At 31.6% G+C, this 23058-nt stretch carries 14 protein-coding genes; all 14 read left to right on the plus strand.

The window, feature by feature from the left end:
* Nucleotides 1–52 precede the first annotated feature (52 nt).
* The 14 genes from DAD81_RS11930 to DAD81_RS11995 all read left to right on the plus strand — a co-directional run bounded on the left by DAD81_RS11930 (nt 53) and on the right by DAD81_RS11995 (nt 23054).
* Nucleotides 53–2575 carry a beta-galactosidase gene (locus DAD81_RS11930; protein WP_111708495.1) on the plus strand — a complete coding sequence of 841 codons (2523 nt, stop codon included), beginning with the start codon at nt 53–55 and terminating at the stop codon, nt 2573–2575.
* A gap of 5 nt (nt 2576–2580) precedes the next feature.
* A complete protein-coding gene (locus DAD81_RS11935) occupies nt 2581–4434 on the plus strand; it encodes a sulfatase-like hydrolase/transferase (RefSeq protein ID WP_111708496.1) in 1854 nt (617 codons plus the stop codon).
* Between the two features lies 1 nt (nt 4435).
* Entirely contained in the window at nt 4436–6268 is a 1833-nt protein-coding gene (locus tag DAD81_RS11940; RefSeq protein ID WP_111708497.1) for a sulfatase-like hydrolase/transferase, read from the plus strand.
* Nucleotides 6269–6367: 99 nt separating this feature from the next.
* Nucleotides 6368–7837 (plus strand): sulfatase family protein, encoded by a 1470-nt coding sequence (locus tag DAD81_RS11945; RefSeq protein ID WP_111708498.1) that lies wholly within the window; start codon nt 6368–6370, stop codon nt 7835–7837.
* A gap of 14 nt (nt 7838–7851) precedes the next feature.
* Complete coding sequence (locus tag DAD81_RS11950) at nt 7852–9102, plus strand: SGNH/GDSL hydrolase family protein (RefSeq protein ID WP_111708499.1); 1251 nt, start codon at nt 7852–7854, stop codon at nt 9100–9102.
* A gap of 46 nt (nt 9103–9148) precedes the next feature.
* Complete coding sequence (locus DAD81_RS11955) at nt 9149–10780, plus strand: sulfatase-like hydrolase/transferase (protein WP_111708500.1); 1632 nt, start codon at nt 9149–9151, stop codon at nt 10778–10780.
* Nucleotides 10781–10798: 18 nt separating this feature from the next.
* On the plus strand, nt 10799–13360 hold the full coding sequence (locus DAD81_RS11960) for a WD40/YVTN/BNR-like repeat-containing protein (RefSeq protein WP_111708501.1): 2562 nt from the start codon (nt 10799–10801) through the stop codon (nt 13358–13360).
* A 30-nt stretch (nt 13361–13390) separates the two neighbouring features.
* Nucleotides 13391–14602: an SGNH/GDSL hydrolase family protein gene (locus DAD81_RS11965; RefSeq protein ID WP_111708502.1), complete on the plus strand. Its 1212-nt coding sequence runs from the start codon at nt 13391–13393 to the stop codon at nt 14600–14602.
* A gap of 51 nt (nt 14603–14653) precedes the next feature.
* Nucleotides 14654–16078, plus strand: coding sequence for a sialate O-acetylesterase (locus DAD81_RS11970; RefSeq protein ID WP_111708503.1), 1425 nt, complete (start codon nt 14654–14656; stop codon nt 16076–16078).
* 4 nt (nt 16079–16082) lie between these two features.
* The gene (locus tag DAD81_RS11975) at nt 16083–17552 is read left to right on the plus strand and encodes a sulfatase-like hydrolase/transferase (protein WP_111708504.1); all 1470 of its coding nucleotides are present in this window, start codon (nt 16083–16085) and stop codon (nt 17550–17552) included.
* 14 nt (nt 17553–17566) lie between these two features.
* A complete protein-coding gene (locus tag DAD81_RS11980) occupies nt 17567–18997 on the plus strand; it encodes a sulfatase-like hydrolase/transferase (protein ID WP_111708505.1) in 1431 nt (476 codons plus the stop codon).
* A gap of 15 nt (nt 18998–19012) precedes the next feature.
* On the plus strand, nt 19013–20563 hold the full coding sequence (locus tag DAD81_RS11985; RefSeq protein ID WP_111708506.1) for a sialate O-acetylesterase: 1551 nt from the start codon (nt 19013–19015) through the stop codon (nt 20561–20563).
* Nucleotides 20564–20710: 147 nt separating this feature from the next.
* On the plus strand, nt 20711–22363 hold the full coding sequence (locus DAD81_RS11990; RefSeq protein WP_111708507.1) for an alkaline phosphatase D family protein: 1653 nt from the start codon (nt 20711–20713) through the stop codon (nt 22361–22363).
* 73 nt (nt 22364–22436) lie between these two features.
* Nucleotides 22437–23054, plus strand: a complete 618-nt coding sequence (locus tag DAD81_RS11995; protein ID WP_111708508.1) for a hypothetical protein — start codon at nt 22437–22439, stop codon at nt 23052–23054.
* Nucleotides 23055–23058 lie beyond the last annotated feature (4 nt).

Below are 23058 nucleotides of genomic sequence, written 5' to 3' on the forward strand. Positions count from 1 at the left end.
GTTATAGAAATACAATTTATAAATAGACATCAATCAACTATATAAACATATTATGAAAAAAATCATTCTTCTTTTAGGAATTACAATCTTATTTTATTCTTGTAAAACAGCTACTAATTCAAAAAAAGTTGAAAATATCATAACCTATGATACCCCATTAACTTCAGATTTTTCTAAAGTTGAGATGAAGACACCTCCAAACATACCTAATATGTCTGGTGTTTCACCTAAAGGCGATAAAATTACAGTGAATAGTGAATATTTAACGTTAAATGATAAGCCTTGGATTCCTTCTTATGGTGAATTTCACTATCAACGTTACCCAGCTAATCAATGGGAAGATGCTCTTTTGAAGATGAAAGCTCAGGGTTTTGATGGTGTTTCGGCTTATGTTTTATGGATTATGCACGAAGAAATTGAAGGTGAATGGAATTTTTCTGGAAATAATGATTTAAGACGTTTTATTAAATTGTGTCAAAAACACGATCTTAAATTTTTTGCACGAATTGGTCCTTGGGTAAATGGAGAATGTAGAAATGGAGGTCACCCAGATTGGCTAGTATCTAGATTAGGAGATCCTAAAAATCCATTTGGGAACAGTGGTAGAGGAGGAAAATTACGTACAATGGATCCAGAATATTTAGCTTCGGTTGATATTTTATACCAAAAGTTAGCAGAACAAATGGAGGGTTTGTATTGGAAAGATGGAGGTCCAATTTATGCTATTCAATTAGATAATGAGTTTTCGCATCACGTTTCAAAAGGAAGTCCTGCTTTAATGGACTGGGAAAAAGAAACGGCAATAAAATACGGAATGGATGTTCCATTATATTCTGTAACAGGATGGGCAGACGCTCCTTTCACACAAGACAACACCATTCCTTCATATGGTTCATATACCGACTATTTTTGGATTCCTGCAGATGCAAAACATGTAACTGAGGCATTTAGTTTTAGTATTTATAGGGCCTCAAATGATGTTAATACTGAATTAAGTGATGGAGCCAAAGAAACTGAAGGTGTCCAAACTTCTTATAATTCAAATCCATATTTAACCTGTGAAACTGGAATTGGAATGGATATGGCATATCACAGAAGAACGAATCTTAATTATTTAGATAACGGAGCACTTTCACTAGTAGAGTTTGGAAGTGGAGCGAATGGCATAGGATATTTTATGAATGTTGGAGGGAACAATCCTAAAGGAAAATTAACCTATATGAATCGTGATATTGAACAAGGAGCAAATGATAACGGTGTTATTAGCCGTGATTTTCAGGCTGCTATTGGGGAATTTGGACAAGTGCGTAAAAGTTTTCACGAATTTCCTGTTCAATTAAATTTTATGACAGATTTTGGGCAGTATGTAGCTCCTTGTAAAACATTTGTTCCTAGTGAGTTAGATGAACTGAAAGGACATAAAATTAGCGATACCAAAAAGCTTCAAAGAGCAATTAGAACTGATGGTAAAACAGGATTTATTTTTGTGAATAACCATGTGAAATTAGACACGGCTTATCAATTTAACAATATTCAATTTGAAATAAAGTTAAAAAATGAAACATTGAAAATTCCAGAAAAAGCAATCAATATTCCTATTGACTCCTACTTTTATTGGCCTTTTAATTTAACACTTCAAGAAACTACTATAAAATATGCTTCAGCACAACCAGTACTTTCATTAAAAGAAAGTAATACCTATGTTTTCTTTGAAAATGAAGGAATTGACGCTGAATTTTTATTAGATAATACAAATCTTGAAGCTGTAACAGCTAACAATGCTAAAGTTTCAAAATTAAAAGAAACAATTAAAATTTCAATTACTGAGGCTGGATTGAATTGCTACTTTGATGTAAAACAAAAAAATGGAGAATTAATTCGTTTTATAGTTTTATCGCAAAAACAAGCAAAGCAGCTTTATAAAAATGAAGATAAACTATACTTGTCTAATGCAGAGGTGATTACATTTAACAATGTGAATAATACCATTAAAGTGATAAGTGAGAATACTAATAATTCAGTTTGGGTATATTCTTCAAACAATATTGAAAATGTAACCACTACAAAAGATGGCTTATTTGATAAAATTGAAGTAAATTTTGAAAAACAAGAAGTTCCAATTACCATTAAAGAAACTCAAAATGGTAAGAATTTGAGTTTTAAAAATCGTTCAAATAATCAGAAGAAAAACAACAAAATTGCACGTCCTTTAGATTCAGTTTGGCATAAAGGAACTGTTGTTGAATTTAGCTTTCCTAAAGGTATACCTTCAAACCTAAATGATGTTAGAGTTCTTGTTGATTATGAAGCAAGTGCTTTACGTTTTTACAAAAACGGAGAATTTAAATACGATAATTATTATAACGGTAATGTATGGGATTTTAGCACTAAACATTTATTGTCTGATTATTCTTCTGATATGAAATTGGAATTAAAGTTCATTCCACTTCAACCTAATGATGCAATTTATATTGATGGGGTTTATTGGCCAGAACTAAATAAAAATGAGAATGTTTTAAAAATTAATAGTATAAAAACAAAACCGATATATAATAAAAGTTTTAAATTAAAATAATCAAAATGAAAAAATTAAAGTATTTAATCTTAATTATTATAACTGTACTTATTTCAAGTAAATCTGTTCTAGCACAGCAAAAAAAACAACCAAATGTACTTTGGGTTTTAACAGATGATCATCGTTATGATGCTGTTCGTTCATTCAATAAAATGTTAACAGGAAAAGAAGAAAGTGCATTAGGTTATGTAGAATCTCCAAATATTGACCGTTTAGCCAGTATGGGTACAACATTTGTAAATACCTATTGTCAGGCTCAAGGTTGTGCGCCTTCAAGAGCATCAATGCACTATGGACGTTATCCTTTCCGCTCCGGAGTATATGAGTTTGAGTATCATAATAATAACACAGAAAATTCATATCCACATTTACCAGAACAGATGGAAAAATTGGGATATCAAACACTTCACATAGGAAAGTTAGGCGTAAGATTAAGAACAATTAAAAATGGTAAGGCAGTCTCTCCTAATATGTACCAAATAGATATTGATTCAAAAACACTTGCAAATGAAGGTTTTGCAGAATGGGGTAAGATATCTTTATTGAAAGAAATTGATGGTCAGAAATTGGTAAAACCTTTTAAAAATATTAAGTACTTAAAAACTGAAGATGGCAAATACTATTTTTTCAGTAAAGAGTTGGAAAAACAAAACCCTCAATTTGCGGGTATGGCAAAAGAAATTTATGATAAGTTAGATTTGTTGCGTAAGCACACTAACAAAAAACCAGAAACTGAATTTAATGATGGTATATTGGGAGGTATAAGTCCAAGACCAGCAGGTAAAACACGTGATGGATATTATACTACTTCTTTTAAAGAATTTTTAACTAGCGAAAACAAGGAATTTAAATTAGGTAAATTATCATTCAATGGTGTAGATACTTCTAAGCCTTTGTTTTGTCATATTGGTTACGATTTTCCTCATACTCCAGTACTTCCACCATTAGAATATCGTGAGCGTTTTCAAAAACACACCTACAAATTACCTGAATTAAGTAAGGAAGAATGGGCTAAAATGCCAAAGCAACTTAAAAAGCAGGTAAACAATGCTTATTCTAATGATTTTACAGATGAGCAAAAACAAAAAATGATTCAAGATTATTATGCTTTTTGTGCATATGGAGATGATTTAGTTGGACAATCTGTAGATGCTTTTATTGATTACAGTAAAAAGAAAAAACAACCTTGGTTAGTTGTTTATGTGAATGGAGATCACGGTTGGAAATTGAATGAACATGGTGCATATTCAAAATTTACACCTTGGGACATTGATGCTCATAACCCAATAGTAGTAGTTTCTTCGGATAAAAATAAATTCCCAGAAGGTAAAGTGGTAAAGGATTATACTGAATTTATGGACATTGCTCCTACAATTATTGCTGCAGCAGGAGCCAATATTGAAACTGAAAAATTTAATTATTTAGACGGAATGAACTTAGCGAATGTAGTTTCAGGAAAAGCAGTAAAAAGAGATTATGTAGTTGGTGAAAGTCATGCCGTTACAGGCCCAAGAGCATTTATAAGAACTAAAGACTATGCATTTTCTATGCAAACAAGACCCAATAAAAAACGAGGAGAAAATATGAACTGGGCATTAAATACTTCTTATAAAGATTTAGATCCTGCATTGTATGATATGGAAAAAGACCCACATGAGATTAACAATTTGGCTTTCAATAAAAAGTATGAAAAAGTAGCAAAAGCTATGAAGGAAAAGTTGATAAATATTGTTTTAGGAGATAATAGAGCAGAAATAAATTGGGGTAAAGGAATGAAAGCTATTAATACCAAGGTGTATCATAGTAATTTTGCTCCTGGAGCACACGATTATAAGTTAAAATTAGAAAAAATTAAGTAAAATGAAAATTAAAATATTTTTTGCATTATTTCTTTTAGCAACAACAATTAAATTTGGTTTTGCTCAAACACAACAACCAAACATTCTTTGGGTGTTAACAGATGATTATCGATATGATGCGGTTCGTTCATTCAATAAAATGCTTACAGGTAATGAAATGAGTGAATTAGGTTATGTTGAATCTCCAAATATTGATCGTTTGGCCAGTATGGGAACAACATTTATAAATACCTATTGTCAGGCTCAAGGTTGCGCACCTTCTCGTGCGTCAATGCATATGGGAAGATATCCATTTCGTTCTGGTGTTTATGAATTTGAATATTTCAATAATACAGCAAAACATTTTAAACCAACGTTACCAGAGCAATTAGCAGATTTAGGTTACCAAACATTACGTATTGGAAAATTAGGTGTTCGAATAAAAACTGTTAAAAATGGTAAAGTAAGACCTTATAATATTTATCAAAACAATCTTGATTTTAAGGCGTTAAGAAAGGATGGATTTACAGGTTGGGGTAAAGATTGGTTTTATGAGTTAGATGGTAAAAAGTTAGCGAAGCCTATTAAAAATATGGAGTATTTTGTAACTCAAGAAGGTAAATTTGAATATATTTCAAAAGAGCTGGAAGAGATGAATCCTAAATATGCAGGAACAGCTGCAAAGGCCGTAAAAAAATATGATTTATTAAGACATTATAATAAAAAGAAAGGAAAACTAACACCATTTACATCTGGAATTTTAGGAGGCGTAAGTTCAAGAAAAGCGGGAGAAACTAGAGATGGTTACTACGCTTCAATTTTTGAAGATTATTTAAAAAATGAACAAAATAAATTTACAGTTGGTTCACAAACAATAAACGGAATTGATGCTTCAAAACCACAATTCTTTTATATAGGTTTCGATTTCCCTCACACGCCAGTATTGCCACCAGCAAGTTATAGAGAGCGTTTTCAAAAGCATTCTTATAAAGTTCCTGAATTTGATGAAAAGGAATTAAAAACAATGGCAAAGCAAATGAAAAAGCAAGTTGAAGCTGGTTATACCGATCATTTTAAGGATTCAGATAAACAAAAAATGATTCAAGATTATTTTGCATTTTGTGCTTATGGAGATGGTTTAATTGGACAATCTGTTGATGCTTTTATTGAGTACAATAAAAAAGAAAACAAACCATGGATGATTGTTTATGTAAATGGTGACCACGGCTGGAAATTAAACGATCACGGTTCGGTATCTAAATTTTCACCTTGGGATATTGATGCTCACAATCCAATAGTAGTAGTTTCTTCAGATAAAAAGAAATTTCCTGCAGGAAAAGTTGTTAAAGATTATGCCGAATTTGTAGATATTGCTCCAACAATTCTTTCTGCAGCTGGTGCTAATATTAAATCTGATAAATTTAAGTATTTAGATGGTTTAGATATGGCAAAAGTAGTATCCAAAAAAGCACCTAAAAGAGATTATGTTGTTGGTGAAAGTCATGCAGTTACTGGTCCAAGAGCATTTATTAGAACTAAAGAATATGTGTTTTCAATGCAAACTCGTCCAACCAAAAATAGGGGTGAAGATATGAATTGGGCGTTAAACGCAACTTATAAAGAGTTAGACCCAGCACTTTATAATATGAAAAAGGATCCGCATGAGATTAATAATTTAGCTTTCAATAAAAAATATCAAAAAGTAGCAGAGCAGATGAAAGAGAAGTTAGTCAATATTGTACTTGGCGATAATAGAATTGAAGTTGGATGGGGTAAAAAAGCGGATGGAACAAAAATTTACAGAAGTAATTTCGCTCCTGGAGCACACGATTATAAATTAAAAATTAAAAAATAACAAGGTGATTGTCTGAAAAGTAAAATTAACGTCATTCTGAATTAAATTGAGAATGACGAATTTCAAAACTTTTTAGGTAATCGAATTAAATAAATACATATGAAATTATTAAAACTTTATTCAGTTTTATTGTTAGGCATTATTTTACTTCCACAAGTATCAAATGCACAAAAAGCAAAACCTAATTTAATTATTATTCACACAGATGAACACAATTTTAGAACGTTAGGTTGTTACCGAAATATTTTAAGTGAAGACCAAGCATTTGTTTGGGGAAAAGGTGTAGAAGTGAAAACACCAAATATTGATAGATTAGCAAATGAAGGTGCCATTTGTAATAATTTTTATTCATCTTCTCCGGTTTGTACACCTTCTAGAGCATCACTAGTTTCTGGGAATTATCCTATTGCAACAGGGTCTTATAGAAATGATATTCCAATGAAAGATGAGGTTATAACATTTGCTGAAGTATTAAAGCAAGATGGTTATGCAACATCATATTTAGGAAAATGGCATTTAGATGGAGATGCAAAACCTGGATTTACACCAAAAAGAAAATTTGGATTTACAGACAATCAATATATGTTTAATCGGGGGCATTGGAAAGCTTTAGATGATGAGAATGGAGAGCCTATAATTTATGGTAAATATGATCCTAAAACACAAAGACAAAGTGTAAATTTAAAAACGATAACTGATGAAAATTTCACAACGGATTATTTAGTAACAAAAACGTTGGAAGTTTTAGAACGTGATAAAAACAAACCATTTTGTTTAATGGTTTCTATACCAGATCCGCATACACCAAATACAGTCCGTCCTCCGTATGATACAATGTATTCAAATTTACATTTTGAAAAACCTAAAACTTTAAAAACTCCACTTTCAGAAATGCCAGATTGGGCAGGTGCTAAGGGGAAAAATCTTGTAAATGATTTAGAGCAAGATAAAATGCAACGTTATTTTGGAATGGTAAAATGTATTGATGATAATGTTGGTCGTATTCTAAAATTCTTGGATGAAAACAATTTATCGGAAAATACAATTGTTGTTTTTACCTCAGATCACGGAGATTTAATGGGTGAGCACCATAAACATAATAAAGGAAATCCTTATGAAGGATCTGCTAAAATTCCTTTTGTATTGCGTTACCCTAGTAAAGTAAAAGCGGGTAAAATTATACGTAAAGCATATACAACTGTTGATTTCGCACCAACTATTCTTGGGTTAATGGGAGCTAATCAAATTAAAAATGCTGTAGGAATGAATGGATCTGAAGATTTTACTTCAAACAAAAAAGAAGTTGTAAATGATAGAATTACTTACATGACATCTTCTAGTCAGAATTGGATTGCGGCTATTACAAATAGATATAAGTTAGTATTATCTCAAAAAGAAAAACCTTGGTTAATTGATTTAGATGAAAATCCAGATGAGGATATTAATTTTTATAATAATGCTAAATACAAGAAAATAGCTAGTGAATTACAAGTTGAACTTTTAAAACAAGCTAAAAAGTATAACGATCCTGTTTTTACTAAAGGGAAAAAAGAATTACTTTATAAGTAAACATTTCAAAACAAATGAAACCAACTACAGTAAATTCTTTTAGAAATATTTTAGCACTCATATTTTTATGTTTCGGATTGTCAAACATAAATAGTATTGCTCAGAATTTAAAAAGTGATAGTGATTTTGAAACAACTGAAGAGTTGCGAATGAGATCTGGTCTTTCAAATTTTTTTGCTAAAGTTAATTCAAGTAAAAAGGTAGTAGTTGGTTATGTTGGTGGAAGTATTACAAATCAAGAAGGTTGGAGACCAAAATCTTTTAATTGGTTAGAAAAACATTATTCTAAAGCTTCTTTTGAAATGATAAACGCTGCAGTACCAGGAACTGGTGCTGAATTTGGCAATTGTCGTTTAGAAGAAGCTTTATTAGTTCATCAACCAGATTTAGTTTTTATTGAATACCGTGTAAACGGTTCAGGAGGATTTGGTGTTCGTGCTTATGAAGGTTTGGTTCGTCAAATATGGTTAGCAAACCCGAAAACGGATATCTGTTTTGTGTATACCATTGGAGAAAATATGATATCAAATATTAGAAAAGGTTTACAGCACGGAGAAGGTAAAAAATTGGAGAGAGTTGCAATTCATTATAACATTCCTTCTATAGATTTTGGAATAGAAGTTGTTAAACAATTAGATGTAGGGAATTTTATTTATAGAAGTAAAAAACCTGTGAATGGAAAAGTAATATTTGCTAAAGATGCAGTTCATCCAAAAGATGCCGGACATCAATTATATAGCCAAATAGTTAGTCGTTCGTTTTTGAAAATGGAAAATATAGGCGAAACGGGAAATCATAATTTACCAGTTTCAATTGAAAAAAATCACTTTGTAAATTCAAAGCTAGTTCCAATTTCAAAGGCTATTTTAAGTAAAGGATGGAAAGAAGTTTCTAAAAATGATGAAACTTATAAAAATGATATTTTTAGAACAAGTCAAATGTTGGGAGATGCTTTAAAGTGTTCTTCTGAAGGAGAAACATTGCGTATTGAATGGGAAGGGAAAATTATTGGATTTTCAACAATTCCTTTAGGTGAAGGAACAGAAGTTGAGGTTAGTATTGATGGAGGAATCTCTAAAGTGTTCAAATTCAAGCAAAAAGCAAGTAAATTTAAAAATAAACCAGCACGAAAATTTGCAAATTTCTTTTATGCTCCTGAATTAAATGAAGGAAAGCATAAAGCAACATTAAAAGTTACTAAACTAGCAAAAGGAAATAATTTTTACGTTGGTCAGTTTTTAGTTTTTGGAACTCCTAAAAATTAAAAATATTCTATTAAAATTAAAAATATCTTAATTCAAAATAAAGTAAATGAATAAATTATTTAAAATATGTTTAGCCATTTTTTCTGTAATGCTTTTAACTACTTCAGTAAAAGCTCAAAAAAAACCAAATATTATTGTTGTTTTTGCAGATGATATAAGTGCAAGGGAAATACCTGTTTATAATTCTTCAAAATGGAGTGTTCCGCCTCAAGGAGGTGATACTTCAAACCCAAAATATAGAGCAGAAACTCCAGTTATGGATAAGCTAGCAAAAGATGGAATTTATATAAAATCGGCTTGGGGTGCAACAATTTGTTCGCCTAGTAGAGCTATGATGATGACAGGGAGATATGCTCATATACATAAATGGTGGCATTTAAAAGATAGAGGTTCTTTTATTGATAAAAAAGGGAAAAAAGTAAATACCTATCCGCTTTATGAAAGTTCACCATATACAATTGGTCAAGTTGCAAAATTTGGTGGTTATGCAACATATTGGGCTGGTAAAACACAAATTGATGGTGTAGATAAATTTGGCTTTGATGAAGGTTGTTTTACGCCTGGAGTAAATGATAAAAAAAATCCTAATACAGATTTTAAAATTGTACAAAAGAAAATAAATGGAAAAAGAGTGTTAATTAATGAAGATACTGGAGGCGAAGTTGAATATTATCAACAATTTGGATGGTATTGGAAACCTCATGTAGAATTAATGAATCACCCAAGTGCAAAGAGTCATTTTGAATATTGGCCAAATACTCCAGAATCAAAAGCTTCTTATGGTTTAAATACTTTTGGACCAGATGTTGAATTAGATTTTATTCTCGATTTTATGGAACGTAAACATAAAGAAGATAAACCATTTTTTGTGTATCATACAACTCATTTAGGTCACGATGGTTGGGATTTTTTAAGTAACGATATTAATAAAAAAACAAGACAAAAATGGCCAGGAACTCCAAAAGTTGAATGGAAAAACGGTAAGTATAAAAGAACAGAACCAAATGTAACAGGAAATAAAGGAAATTATGATACACACGGAACTGTAACTGAAGGAGGAATTCATAATCATGTAAAATATTTAGATTATCAATTATGGCAATATGTTGAAAAATTAAAAGAGTTAGGTGTTGAAGATAATACCATTTTAATTTTTTGCGCTGATAATGGTACAAGTGGTTATGGAAAAGGAAGTACAATTGCACAGCGTGGTCCACATATTCCAATGATTATTTATGCTCCTTGTTTAAATATGACTAAAAAAGGAGAACAAGATGTATTGGTAAATGTTTCTGATATATTACCAACAATAGCTGAAATTGCTGGTGTGATAATTCCTGAAAGTTATGAACTGAACGGAACTAGTTTAATACCGTTTTTAACTACAGATAAAGCTGAACATCGTGATTGGATTTACACGTATCATATGGAAAAACAATTGATTAGAAGTAAAAATATTTTAATTGATGGGCAAGGGAAAACTTATGATGTTTCTAAATATCCAGATGATTTAATCAGTTTTCAAGTTATTAATGATATGAAAAAAGCTTCTAAAGAAGATCAAAAGGAGTATAAGGAATTAAAAGATATTTTACCAAGATTTGATTTGCACGCTACAGAACATGATGCTCCAGTTAATGGAATTGGTAAAGTAGCACCCTTAAAAGTAAAAAAATAAACCTACAGTTTAATTAGAATGAATAAAATAACACCTTTAATTATAATTTTTTTATTGAGTTTAACAGCAAACGCTCAACTTGATAAAAAGTATTTCAAGAAATTAAATTCAAAAAAAGTTGAATCAACTGATTTGGTTGAATGGCAACAAGTAGGACCAGGAATGTCTGGTTATTGTGAAGAGTTTTGGTGTCATCCAACAGATAAAAATGTAATGATGATGTCTCCAGATATGTACAATACATATGGTTCTTGGGATGCTGGAAAATCTTGGAGTACAATTAAAGATGTTGATGGTAGTGGTAAAGATTTAGGTAGAATTAGAAAATTCACCTTTTCATATCAAAATCCTGCTTTTGGTTTTGCCATTACTGGTGGAGGAAAATTATATAAAACAACTGACACTGGTAGAAGTTGGAAAGAAATAAATACTTTTAAAGGTCGCCATTCTGAAATAACTGTTGACCCTTCAAATGATAATAATTGGTATATAGGTCCTGGAGATTTTTGGAATGTTAAAAAGAATTGGCGATATAAAAATGGACAAGTTGGCAAACTATCTAATAATGCTATTTATAGAAGCACCGACAAAGGTGAAACTTGGCAAAATTTTAAAGTTGGTGATTTTAATAAAATTGATATTGGTAGAATTATTGTTGATCCAAAAAATTCAAAAGTATTAATTACAATTACTAATGAAGGTGTTTTTAGAAGTGAAAATCAAGGGGAAACTTGGAGGTCTAGCAGTAAAGGTCTTCCTGTAAATAGACCTAGAGATTTAGATTCTTATTTCAATAAAAAAACAAATGAATTTATTCTATATTTAGTTGAACAAACAGCTTTTGAGGCTGATGGTAAAACAGTTACTTCTAAAGGTGGAGTTTATAAAAGCACTGATTCAGGAAAAAACTGGATAAATATTACAGGAAATTTAGGTGTAAACTTAAATCAGATTACGAGCAATGCTCTACAGAATAGATATTGGAAATCTTTAGCATATTGGTTTCAAACAAACGTAAAATCAGTAAGAACTAAATATCCGGATTTACCAAGTGATGTTTTAGATATATGGCATAGAATTCAGGTAAACCCTTTGAATAAAAATGAAATCTATTTATCTCATAATACAAAACATGACAAAGCTTTTTTAACAGGTGATGCTTGGAAAACTAATGATGGTGGAAAAACGTGGAAAGCAGTTGCAAGAGTGGGTAAATATTGGATTGACGGTAAGGACAAATCCTATTGGAAATCACGTGGAAATGAATTAGGAACTAACACAGAGTTTGCGCATTTACAACCAGAAATGGACACAAGAGAAGATTCTTGGGGAAATCGTTTTTTAGAGTTAAGCGCAGACGGAACCGCATATATCTGTTTAGACCAACAAGTTTTAGAATCAAAAGATGGAGGAAAAAGCTGGCAACAAATAGATGATAACGAAACTTATAAAGGAAGTAAACGTTGGGTTGGCCGCGGAGGAAGTAATTTACCGGGTCGTTTTATGTTATTAGAAACTGGAATTAAAGACAGATATTTATTAACTAGTGGAGAACACGGTTTATGGCAAACAGCTCCATTAGGAGATTATCCAGATAAAATGGCAGTTGCTGTAGAACAATTAGAAGGACAAATAAATCATGGTGGAGCACATTCTGCGGGAACAGTTGCAGTTCACCCAAACAATACAGATATTATCTACTTTTTATCGTATAGACAAAATCATAGAGGTAAATTACGTAGATCAATTGATGGAGGAAAAACGTGGGAAAACATTTCAACCATATTTGCTGCTGACACTCCTTCGCACGAACGTTTGGTATTTTTAAATTCTTTGATAATTGATCCAAAGAACCCAAATAATATGTATTTCTGTGCAACTAAAAAACCTATTTCACAAGTTGCAGGACCATATGCAAAATCATTAACCAAAGGAGATTACGGGTTTTATCGTTCAACAGATGGAGGTTATAATTGGGAGTTAAGTAATAATGGATTTGAAGAAAACTCAAGTGTAAGAAGAATTGTTTTTGACCCTAAAAATTCGAACACTTTATTTGCTGCAGTGAATGATAGCAATGGAGGTTTGTATAAGTCTACAGATAAAGGTAGTAATTGGAATAAGATTGAAATTCCTTCAGTAATTCAAAATGTAAACAATGTTTTTATTGATAGAAATACACAAGATATGTTTATTTCCGCAGGAAATGAAAACGCTACAGATTTAGGAGGTGGTGTTTGGAAAAGTAAAAACAAAGGGAAGTCTTGGGAACGGATTTTTAAATTACCATATGTTTGGCAATGTGAAACTTCACCCATAAACCCTAATATTATTACAGTAAGTGCGCCGTTACCTCCAAAATCAAAAAATGCAACTGCAAAATTAAATCCAGGAGCTTATGTTTCTATGGATGGCGGGAAAACTTGGAATAAAATTAACAGAGGTTTAGGTCAGCAAGATAGAATTGTAGATTTAAAACCAGACCCGTATAGAGAAGACGTTTTTTGGGCTTCACAAAAAGGAAGTGGATGGGCAATTGGCTATTTAAAAGGAACCAAAAAAGGTTGGTCTAAAAAGTAATAGAAAAATTCAATTAAATATTTTATAAAAATGAAATCAATATTCACACTTTTAATCAGTTTATCGTTATTTACTTCAACTACGATATGGGCACAAAACAACTACAATTTTGACACTTCTAAAACAGAAGAATTAAGAAAAAGAGATGGTTTACCAAACTTCTTTCAAAAATTAAAAGCAGGTAAAGATGTAAAAGTTGGTTATATTGGAGGAAGTATTACAAATGGAGGTTTATGGAGAACTAAATCTATAGAATGGCTTAAAGAAGCATATCCAAAAGCAAATATTACTCAGGTTAACGCTGCAATTGGAGGAACAGGTCCAGAATATGGAGCTTGTAGAATTCAAAATCATTTGTTGGTTCATAACCCAGATATGGTGTTTATCGAATATAGAGTGAATAATGGAGGTGCTTATCAAGGAAGAGCATTGGCCGGACTAATACCTCAAATATGGAAAAACAATCCGAATACTGAAATTTGTATTGTTTATACTATTTCTAAAGGAATGATTGAAGATATTTCTAATGGAAACCAAACGAGAGCTGGTGTTTTTATGGAGCCTGTTGCTAATCATTATGGAGTAACTTCAATAGAATTTGGATTGGAGGTTGTAAAATTATTAAATGAAGATCAATTAGTTTTTCAAAAAGGAGATAAACCTGCAGAAGGTAGAATTGTATTTTCTAATGATGGAACGCATCCAGTTGATGCTGGGCATAATATTTATAGAGATGTTTTGGTAAGATCATTAAAAGCTATTGAAAATCACGGCAAACAAGGACCAAATGTAATACCTGAACCTATAACGGAAAATATATTTTCAAATGCTTCTTTAGTTCCTATTACAAATGCCAAGTTTAGCTCTAAATGGAAAGATGTTGATTTAGGAAATCAAGTTGTTATTAATGATGATTTAACAGATAAAAATAATGGAACAAAAACACTTTTCGCTAAAGCTAAAAAAACTTCAAAAATAGGTGAAACGTTTACGTTGAAATGGGATGGATTCTTATTAGGGTTTACATCAATATTAGAGGCTAAAGGAGATATTCAAGTTGAAGTAACTACCGATGGAGTTAGCAAAATATTTGATATGAAATCTAGAAATGGTAAAACACAAACAAAATATATTTTTTTAGATGAAATAACTGGTGGTTCTCACACCACAACAGTAAAATTAATAAAATTGGCTCCAGAAAAAATTTTTCAAATAGGGCAGTTTTTGGTAGTGGATAATTAAGTGAAAGACTTATATATTAACACATATTGAAAATTAAAAGTAAAACAAAAAATGAATAAAAACAATCTGAAATATCTATTAGGGCTTTTTATTGTTTGTGTTGGATTCTCTAGTTTGAATGCACAAACGAAATTAGCAACTATTTTTAATAATCATATGGTTTTGCAACGTAATGCTGAAGTTTCTATTTGGGGAAAAGACTCACCTAATAAAACCATAGAATTACAAGCCAGTTGGGGAAAACAAGCTAAAACCAAAACAAATTCAAAAGGAGTTTGGAAAACTACTATTCAAACTATAAATGCAGGCGGTCCTTATACATTAGAGGTTAAAGGTTCTGAAACTATAATTTTAGAAGATATTTTGTTGGGTGAAGTTTGGCTGTGTGGAGGTCAATCTAATATGGCAATGCGTTTAAAAGGGAATACTGGTCAACATATTGAAGGAAGTAATAGAGTAATTTTAAATAGTTCAAATTCACAATTAAGATTTTTTACTGTATCAACAGCAGTAAGTGAAGTTCCTTTAGATAATTGTAAAGGGAATTGGGAGGTTTCCACCCCCAAAACAGCAGCAGAATTTAGTGCTGTAGGTTATTTCTTCGGAAAAATGATTCAAGAATATTTAGGCATTCCTGTTGGATTAATTTCGAGTAATGTTGGTGGTACACCTGCGCAAGCTTGGACTTCAAAAGAAATTATTTCTTCAGAATTCCCTGAATTTAATAAAGATTTTTCTGAAAAATTGACTACAAAATCGGCAACAGTTCTTTATAACGGAATGATAAACCCTTTAATTCCTTATGGAATAAAAGGAGCTATTTGGTATCAAGGAGAGGGAAATAGATGGGATGCAGAACAATACTCACGGTTATTCCCTGCAATGATTAAAAATTGGCGAGATGAATGGAATCAAGGAAGTTTTCCGTTTTATTTTGTTCAATTAGCACCTTACGGAAATAAAAATCTTGAAGGTTGGGTACAATTACAACAATCTCAATTAAAAACAATGCTTACTGTTCCAAACACAGGTATGGCAGTAATTAATGATATTGGTTACAAAACAAGAATTCATCCACCAAAAAAGAGAGAAGTAGGTGAGCGGTTGGCTTTTTGGGCATTGGCAAAAAGTTATGATGTAGAGGGGATTGCACATTCAGGACCTATTTATAAATCTATAAAAATAGATGGTAACAAAGCTGAAATTAGCTTTAAAGAAGCTGATTTAGGAATTACAAGTTTAGGGAAACCATTAACAGATTTTGAAATTTCAGGTGAAGATGGCATATATCACCCAGCAGAAGCTAAAATTATAATAAAGGAAAAAACAGTACAAGTTTGGAGCGATAAAGTATCAAAACGAAAAAATGTTCGTTACGGTTGGAATAGTTATATAGAAGGTTGTTTGTTTAATACAGCCGGTTTACCAGCTTCAGCTTTTAGTACTGAAAGTTGGGAAATTAAATTTAAAAATTAAGATTATGAATAAACTAAAAATAGTTGGTTTAATAGTATTGTATAGCATTTGTTCATTCGCTCAAAAGAATGAAAAACCAAATATTATTTGGATTGTTACGGATGAGCATAACTTTAGAACATTAGGTTGTTATAGAGATTTAATGGAACCTGAACAAGCAAAACAATGGGGAGACAAAGTTGTAGAAACACCAAATATTGATTGGATTGCAGATAATGGAGCATTGTTTACAAGTATGTATGCGTCATCTCCTGTTTGTTCACCATCAAGAGCAAGTATGTTTACAGGGCAATATCCACAAACTGTAAATATGGCTGTTAATAACAAAATAATGGATTTGAGCTATCCTACAATTGCTTCAGTTTTAAAAAAGAATGGTTATAAAACAGGTTATGGAGGAAAATGGCATTTAAGTGGTGATTCTAAACCAGGTTGGGCTCCTGAAAGTTATGGTTTTACAGATAATAAATATATGTATAATCGTGGGCATTGGAAGAAATTTGGAATGAAAGCAGACGGAACTCCGTTTATAGATGCTAAAGATAAAAAAGGAGAACCTTCATATAATATGAATGGTGCAGATGAAAAATCATATTCTACAGACTGGATTATGGATAGAGCTATAGAGTTTGTAGATAAAAATAAAAAAGATCCGTTTTTCTATGTTGTAAGTTTGCCAGAACCACACGGACCTGATGCTGTTAGAGCTCCATATGATACAATGTATTCAGGTTTTAAATTTGATATGCCAAGAACTTTTATGGAAGCTAGAAATGAGGATTCTCCAGCCTGGAGAAAGTTTGATAAAAGAGTGAAAGAGCCACAAAAAATGCAAGATATGATTGCAACTTATTTTGGATCTGTAAAATGTATTGATGATAATGTAGGGAAATTGATAAAATCATTAAAAGAACAACATCTTTTAGATAATACAATTATTCTATTTGCTTCTGATCACGGAGATTTACTAGGTGAACACAATCAAATTAATAAAGGAGCGCCATTTGAAGGTTCAGCTTTAATACCTTTTGTTGTTTACTATGGTAAATCAATTAAACCAGGAACTGTAATTGATAAAGCTGCAAACACGACGGATTGGATGAAAACCTTTTTGAGTATGGCAGGCATTAAAAATCAACCAAAAAGTGCAGGTAGAGATTTAACAACTTTATTGAATACTTCAAACTCAAAAACTTGGGATGATGTTACTTTTAGTAGAATTCATAAAAGATGGTTAGCAGCAATTGATGACAGATATAAGTTAGCCATTGATGTTTCTAAATCAAAACCTTGGTTAATTGATACTAAAAATGATCCAGATGAATTGATAAATCATTATGGAGAACCAGCTTATAAAAACATAGCTGTTGAACTTGCTGAGAAAATGAAGCAGTATATGAAATCTGAAAATGAACCATTTAAGGATGATGTTAAGTTTATGGAAAAGTTAGATAATGTATTATTATATAAATAAAAGAATACTTAAGAATGAAAAATAGCAAGAAATTTAGTGTAATTTATTTACTACTATTAGTAGTAACTTTTCAATCGTTTTCTCAAAACAAATTAAAAAATCAGAAGCCAAATATTATTATATTTATGGCAGATGATATGGGATATGCTGATACCGGATTTACCGGTGCAACGGATATTTTAACTCCAAATTTGGATAAACTTGCTGAAAGCGGAGTTGTATTTGAACAAGGTTATGCAAACCATTCATTTTGTGCTCCAAGTCGTGCGGCTTTACTTTCAGGTAAATATCCATATCGTTTCGGATTTGAAACTAATCCGGCTTATGACCCTGCAAATCCATTAATGGGTATAGATTCTACTGTTAAACTATTTCCAAAAAGACTTCAAGAAGTAGGGTATAAAACAGGAGTTATAGGGAAATGGCATTTAGGAGCTTCAGAAAAACATCATCCAAATAATAGAGGTTTTGATTATTTCTACGGGTTTTTAGGTGGTGGTCACGATTACTTTAAAATTGATACTACAAAACCAGTTTGGGAAGCTTATTTACAAGGTTTAATTCGAAATAAAAAAACAGCAAATTTTGAAGGTTATTTAACAACGGCATTAAGTAATGATGCAGCTAATTTTGTTGAAGAAAATAAAGAGAATCCGTTCTTTTTATTTGTGTCTTATAATGCTCCACATATGCCTTTACAAGCTCCAGCAGAAGATATTGAGAGATATAGCCATATAAAAAATAAAAAACGAAGAGTTTATGCAGCAATGGTAGATGTAATGGATAGAGGAATTGGTACTGTGGTTTCAACTTTAAAGAAAAATAATATTTATGAAAATACATTAATCTTTTTCTTAAGTGACAATGGAGGTCCGCAATCATCTAAAAAAAGCCCAACGAAAGGAAATGGTTCAAGTAACAAACCTTTTAGAGGTGGTAAAGGAAACTTTTATGATGGAGGAGTTCACGTTCCATTTATGGCATCTTGGCCTGCGAAATTTAAATCGGGCTCTCGATATAAATTTCCAGTAAATTCATTAGATATTGGTAGAACAGCTGTTGCTGTTGCAGGAGTAGAAGCTAATTCGGTAAATGATATGGAAGGAGTAAATTTAATTCCTTTTGTAACTGGTAAAGATATAAAAGCCCCTCACGATGCTATTTATTGGCGAGGTGGAAGTAATTGGTCTGTACTTGCATCAGATGGAATGAAGCACGTTAAGGACAAAGATAGTAAGAAACCTGAACTATTTTATTTGCCAAATGACGTTTCAGAATCGGAAAATATAATAGATAAGAAATCTAAAAGAGCTAAAGAATTACAAGCTAAATGGATTGAATGGAATAAGAAAAATATTAACGGAAATATGATGGGGTATAAGGCTTACCATAAATTGCGTGAAGAGTTCTTTAAAGAATCAGTTCCGAAGAATAAAAAGAATTAAAAATAACATTCAATAATGAAAAGTATTACGAGAATTTATTTAGTAATCGCAATTTTAATAGTTAGTTTTTCTGCTGTTGCACAAGTTAGCGTATCTAACATTTTTAGTAGCCATATGGTGTTGCAAAGAAATCAGCAAAATCCAATTTGGGGGACAGCAAGTGTTGGTGAAAAAGTAACCATAACTATTGATACCCAAAAACATAAAACAATTACAGACAAAAACGGTAATTGGAAAGTGAAATTGAACCCATTAAAAGTTGGAGGTCCATATAAATTGACAGTTAAAGGGAAGAATAAAATTACTTTTGATGATATATTGGTTGGTGAAGTGTGGATTTGTACAGGTCAATCTAATATGCAATGGAGTGTAATAAATTCTAATCATTCAGATTTAGAAATAGCATCAGCCAATTATCCAAATATACGCTTGTTTAGTGTTCCTTTAACTGGGAATCCTGAAATTCAAACTAAAATTGCAGATACTTCTTGGGTTGCGTGTACACCAAAAAACATTCCTGAATTTTCTGCGGCAGGTTATTTCTTCGGAAGAAAATTACATCAAACTTTAGGAGTACCTATTGGATTAATTAATGCTTCTTGGGGAGCATCATCATTAGAAACTTGGATTTCTCGTGAAGCATTAGAAGCTTCAGGGAAGCACAATGAATTATTAGAAGATTGGGATATAGCAGCTAGTGAATTCACCGATGAAAAATTAGTTGAAGTAACTAAAGCTTATGAAGAATGGGAAGCCGCAGGGAAACCTGGAGCAAAAATGCGTCCACCTCGTGATATTAGAATTGCTCAAAACAGACCTGCAAACGCTTTTAATGGAGTTATAAATCCAATTGTTGGATTTGGAATAAAAGGTGCAATATGGTGTCAAGGAGAAAGTAATTTAGGAAGAGGTTACCAATATAGAAGTTTATTTCCTTTACTTATAAATTCTTGGAGAACGTTATGGAATCAAGGGGATTTCCCATTTTATTGGATTCAGTTAGCTAGTATGAAAGAACCAGACAAAGAACCAACTTCAAGTAGTTGGGCAGAGTTAAGAGAATCACAAACCAAAACACTTTCATTACCAAATACAGGGGAAGTTGTTACTATGGATTTAGGAGAAGGTCGTGATATTCATTATAGAAATAAACAACCAGTTGGAAACCGCTTAGCACGTTTGGCACTAACAAAAGAGTATGGTTATAAATTTGCAAGTGAAAGCCCTAGATATGAGTCTATTAAAATTAAAGGCAATACGATTATCATTACTTTTAATCATATTGATGAAGGTTTGTATGCTGCTGACTTTGAAACTGTAAAAGGTTTTGCAATTGCAGGATTTGATAAAAAGTTTGTTTGGGCAAAAGCAAAAATTATAGATAAAAACAAAATTGAAATTTCATCAGAAAAAATAATAAATCCAATTGCTGTAAGATATGCTTGGTCTAACAATCCTAAAGCAAATTTATTTGATAGAAATGGATTACCAGTAACAGGTTTTAGAACAGATAAGTGGAAATTACAATCTCAAGATAGAAAAAAAGCATATAGACGTTATAAATAATCAATTATAAAAAAAACACTAACCATTATTTTAGTTTTAGCTATAAACCTTTTTTATGCTCAAAAAAAAGATGTTTTAGCTATTTCAGAAAAAAAGGCAGCAAAAAATAAAATTTGTTTTGCGTTGTACACCGTAAACGATAATACGATGAAAATGACAGCTCAGTTTTATCCTATTAAAAATTATGATCCATTTAGAGCAACACTTCAAATTAAAAAGAATTTAAAATGGGAAAATGTTCAAGAGGCTGAAATTAATTATCCAGGGTATACTGCTCATTTCAGAATTGAGGGTTGGGATGATTCTAAAGAAACGGAGTACAGAGTTGTATATAAAAAGAATCAATTTTACACAGGGATAATTCGTCAAAATCCTATAAATAAGGATGAATTGGTAATGGCAGCTTTTTCGTGTTGGTCTATTTATGAAAGACACGGAGGTCAAGAACCAGAAACTGATATTGTAGATAATTTAAAAAAGTTAAAACCAGATGTATTGTTTTTTGCAGGAGATCAGGTTTATGACCATAGTGAACATTACAAGTATTGGTTAAAATTTGGAGAGTCGTTTGGTGAGATTATTAGTAATACACCTACAATTACAATTCCAGATGATCATGATGTTGGTCACGGAAATCTTTGGGGAGATGGTGGTAGAAAATCAGAAACTAGAGATGGTAATTATGGCGGTTATTATATGCCAGTTTCTTATCTTAAAGAAATTGAACGTGCACAAACTTGGCATTTACCAGACCCTTATGATCCAACACCAATAGAACAGGGAATAGGAGTTTATTATACCAATTTAACTTGGGGTGGGGTAAGTTTTGCTATTGTTGAAGATAGAAAATTTAAGTCTGGGCCAAAAAGAGTTTTAGAAGGTAAACGATATAAGGATACGCATAATATGGATGTTTTAGAAGCAACCTTATTAGGAAAACGTCAACTTGATTTTTTAGAAGATTGGACAACAAATTGGAAAGGTGCTGAAATGAAAGCGGTGTTATCTCAAACTATTTTTACAAATTTAGCTACACATTCACCAACAATAGAGAAAAAACAAAAATACAGTGTAGATTCTAATGGATGGCCACAAGCAGGAAGAAATAAAGCCTTAAATGTTATTAGAAAAAGTTTTTCGTGTATGATTGCAGGAGACCAACATTTAGGTTCAGTAGTACATCACGGTATTGAAGATTGGAACAATGCAGGTTATTCATTTGCTGTGCCAGCTGCGGCTAATTATTGGATGCGTTGGTGGAACCCTGATAAACCTGGTAAAAACCATATAAAAGGGACACCAAATTATACGGGTGAGTATAAGGACGCTTTTCATAATAAGATTACAGTACACGCAGTTGCAAATCCTACACACAAAGATAATAATCCTAAAAATGATTTGTTAAAAGGAAGAGCTGCAGGTTACGGAATTATTAAATTTAACAAACCAAAACGTGCCATTACTTTTGAATGTTGGGAGCGAAATGTAGATATGTTTGCTGAAGGAAGTAAACCTTATAATGGATGGCCAATAACTTTTTCTCAATTGGATAACTTCAAGTTAAAGGATGCATATGAATTACCAACATTGAAAATTTCAGAAGTAAATCAAGTTGTTACCGTTAGAAACGATTACACCAAAGAGGTTATTTCTTCATTAAGAATTAATGGAAATGAATATAAGCCTAACGTAATGTATCCGGGTTCTTACACTATTGAAGTTGGAGAAGGTAAAAACTTAAAACGCTTTTTTGAAGTTGAAGCAGTAAAATATAATAAGAAGAAGTTAATAATAAATTAGGTCATAATATTATTTTAGGTATAATATATAAATTCGTAAAAATGTCACATTCTTTTCTATAATAAATGATGGTTTGTTTTATGGTACTGAAGTTGGAAATCAGGGTTATGGTACTTGTACCCACGTTTGGGGATATGTTCAGGCTATGTGTCAAAATGGTTATGAATATGCAGCATCTTCGTTAATGATGTGGCAAGATATGCCATATCATTCATTGTCTCATATTTGGTATATGCACAATAATAGATATATAGGATCTAAAAGAAATCCTTGGTGTATAATTGAATGGGGTTTACATTATTCAAGATCAATGGCAAGTTATGGTCATTTTATTGAAGCAAGTGGATTTGAATACCATGGTCCTAAAGGTTATATGGCATTTTCACCTAAAATTACTCCTTGGAATTTCAAAGCTCCATTTACCGCTGCAGAAGGTTGGGGTACTTTTGAGCAAATTCAGAAGAAAGGAAAACAGCGTAATAACATTCAGGTTAATTATGGAAAATTAAGTTTAAAAACTTGTGCTTTTGATGCAGTGAATGAGAGAAAAATAACAAAACTGAATGTATCTATTAATGGTGGAGAAGCGAAAAATGTTTCATTCATTCAAAATAAAAATCGACTAACTATAGTGTTTAAAGATAAAATAATAATCCCAGAAGAATCATTATTAATGGTTGAATTAAAATAAATAA

It is taken from the genome of Lutibacter citreus (genome assembly GCF_003260195.1).
GTDB classification, from domain to species: Bacteria; Bacteroidota; Bacteroidia; order Flavobacteriales; family Flavobacteriaceae; genus Lutibacter; species Lutibacter citreus.

Coding starts and splice junctions, on each gene's coding strand:
- DAD81_RS11985 (WP_111708506.1), top strand. CDS start 19,013: ATGAAAAGTATTACGAGAATTTATTTAGTAATCGCAATTTTAATAGTT.
- DAD81_RS11965 (WP_111708502.1), top strand. CDS start 13,391: ATGAAATCAATATTCACACTTTTAATCAGTTTATCGTTATTTACTTCA.
- DAD81_RS11945 (WP_111708498.1), top strand. CDS start 6,368: ATGAAATTATTAAAACTTTATTCAGTTTTATTGTTAGGCATTATTTTA.
- DAD81_RS11970 (WP_111708503.1), top strand. CDS start 14,654: ATGAATAAAAACAATCTGAAATATCTATTAGGGCTTTTTATTGTTTGT.
- DAD81_RS11940 (WP_111708497.1), top strand. CDS start 4,436: ATGAAAATTAAAATATTTTTTGCATTATTTCTTTTAGCAACAACAATT.
- DAD81_RS11935 (WP_111708496.1), top strand. CDS start 2,581: ATGAAAAAATTAAAGTATTTAATCTTAATTATTATAACTGTACTTATT.
- DAD81_RS11960 (WP_111708501.1), top strand. CDS start 10,799: ATGAATAAAATAACACCTTTAATTATAATTTTTTTATTGAGTTTAACA.
- DAD81_RS11980 (WP_111708505.1), top strand. CDS start 17,567: ATGAAAAATAGCAAGAAATTTAGTGTAATTTATTTACTACTATTAGTA.
- DAD81_RS11950 (WP_111708499.1), top strand. CDS start 7,852: ATGAAACCAACTACAGTAAATTCTTTTAGAAATATTTTAGCACTCATA.
- DAD81_RS11955 (WP_111708500.1), top strand. CDS start 9,149: ATGAATAAATTATTTAAAATATGTTTAGCCATTTTTTCTGTAATGCTT.
- DAD81_RS11930 (WP_111708495.1), top strand. CDS start 53: ATGAAAAAAATCATTCTTCTTTTAGGAATTACAATCTTATTTTATTCT.
- DAD81_RS11975 (WP_111708504.1), top strand. CDS start 16,083: ATGAATAAACTAAAAATAGTTGGTTTAATAGTATTGTATAGCATTTGT.
- DAD81_RS11990 (WP_111708507.1), top strand. CDS start 20,711: ATGAAAATGACAGCTCAGTTTTATCCTATTAAAAATTATGATCCATTT.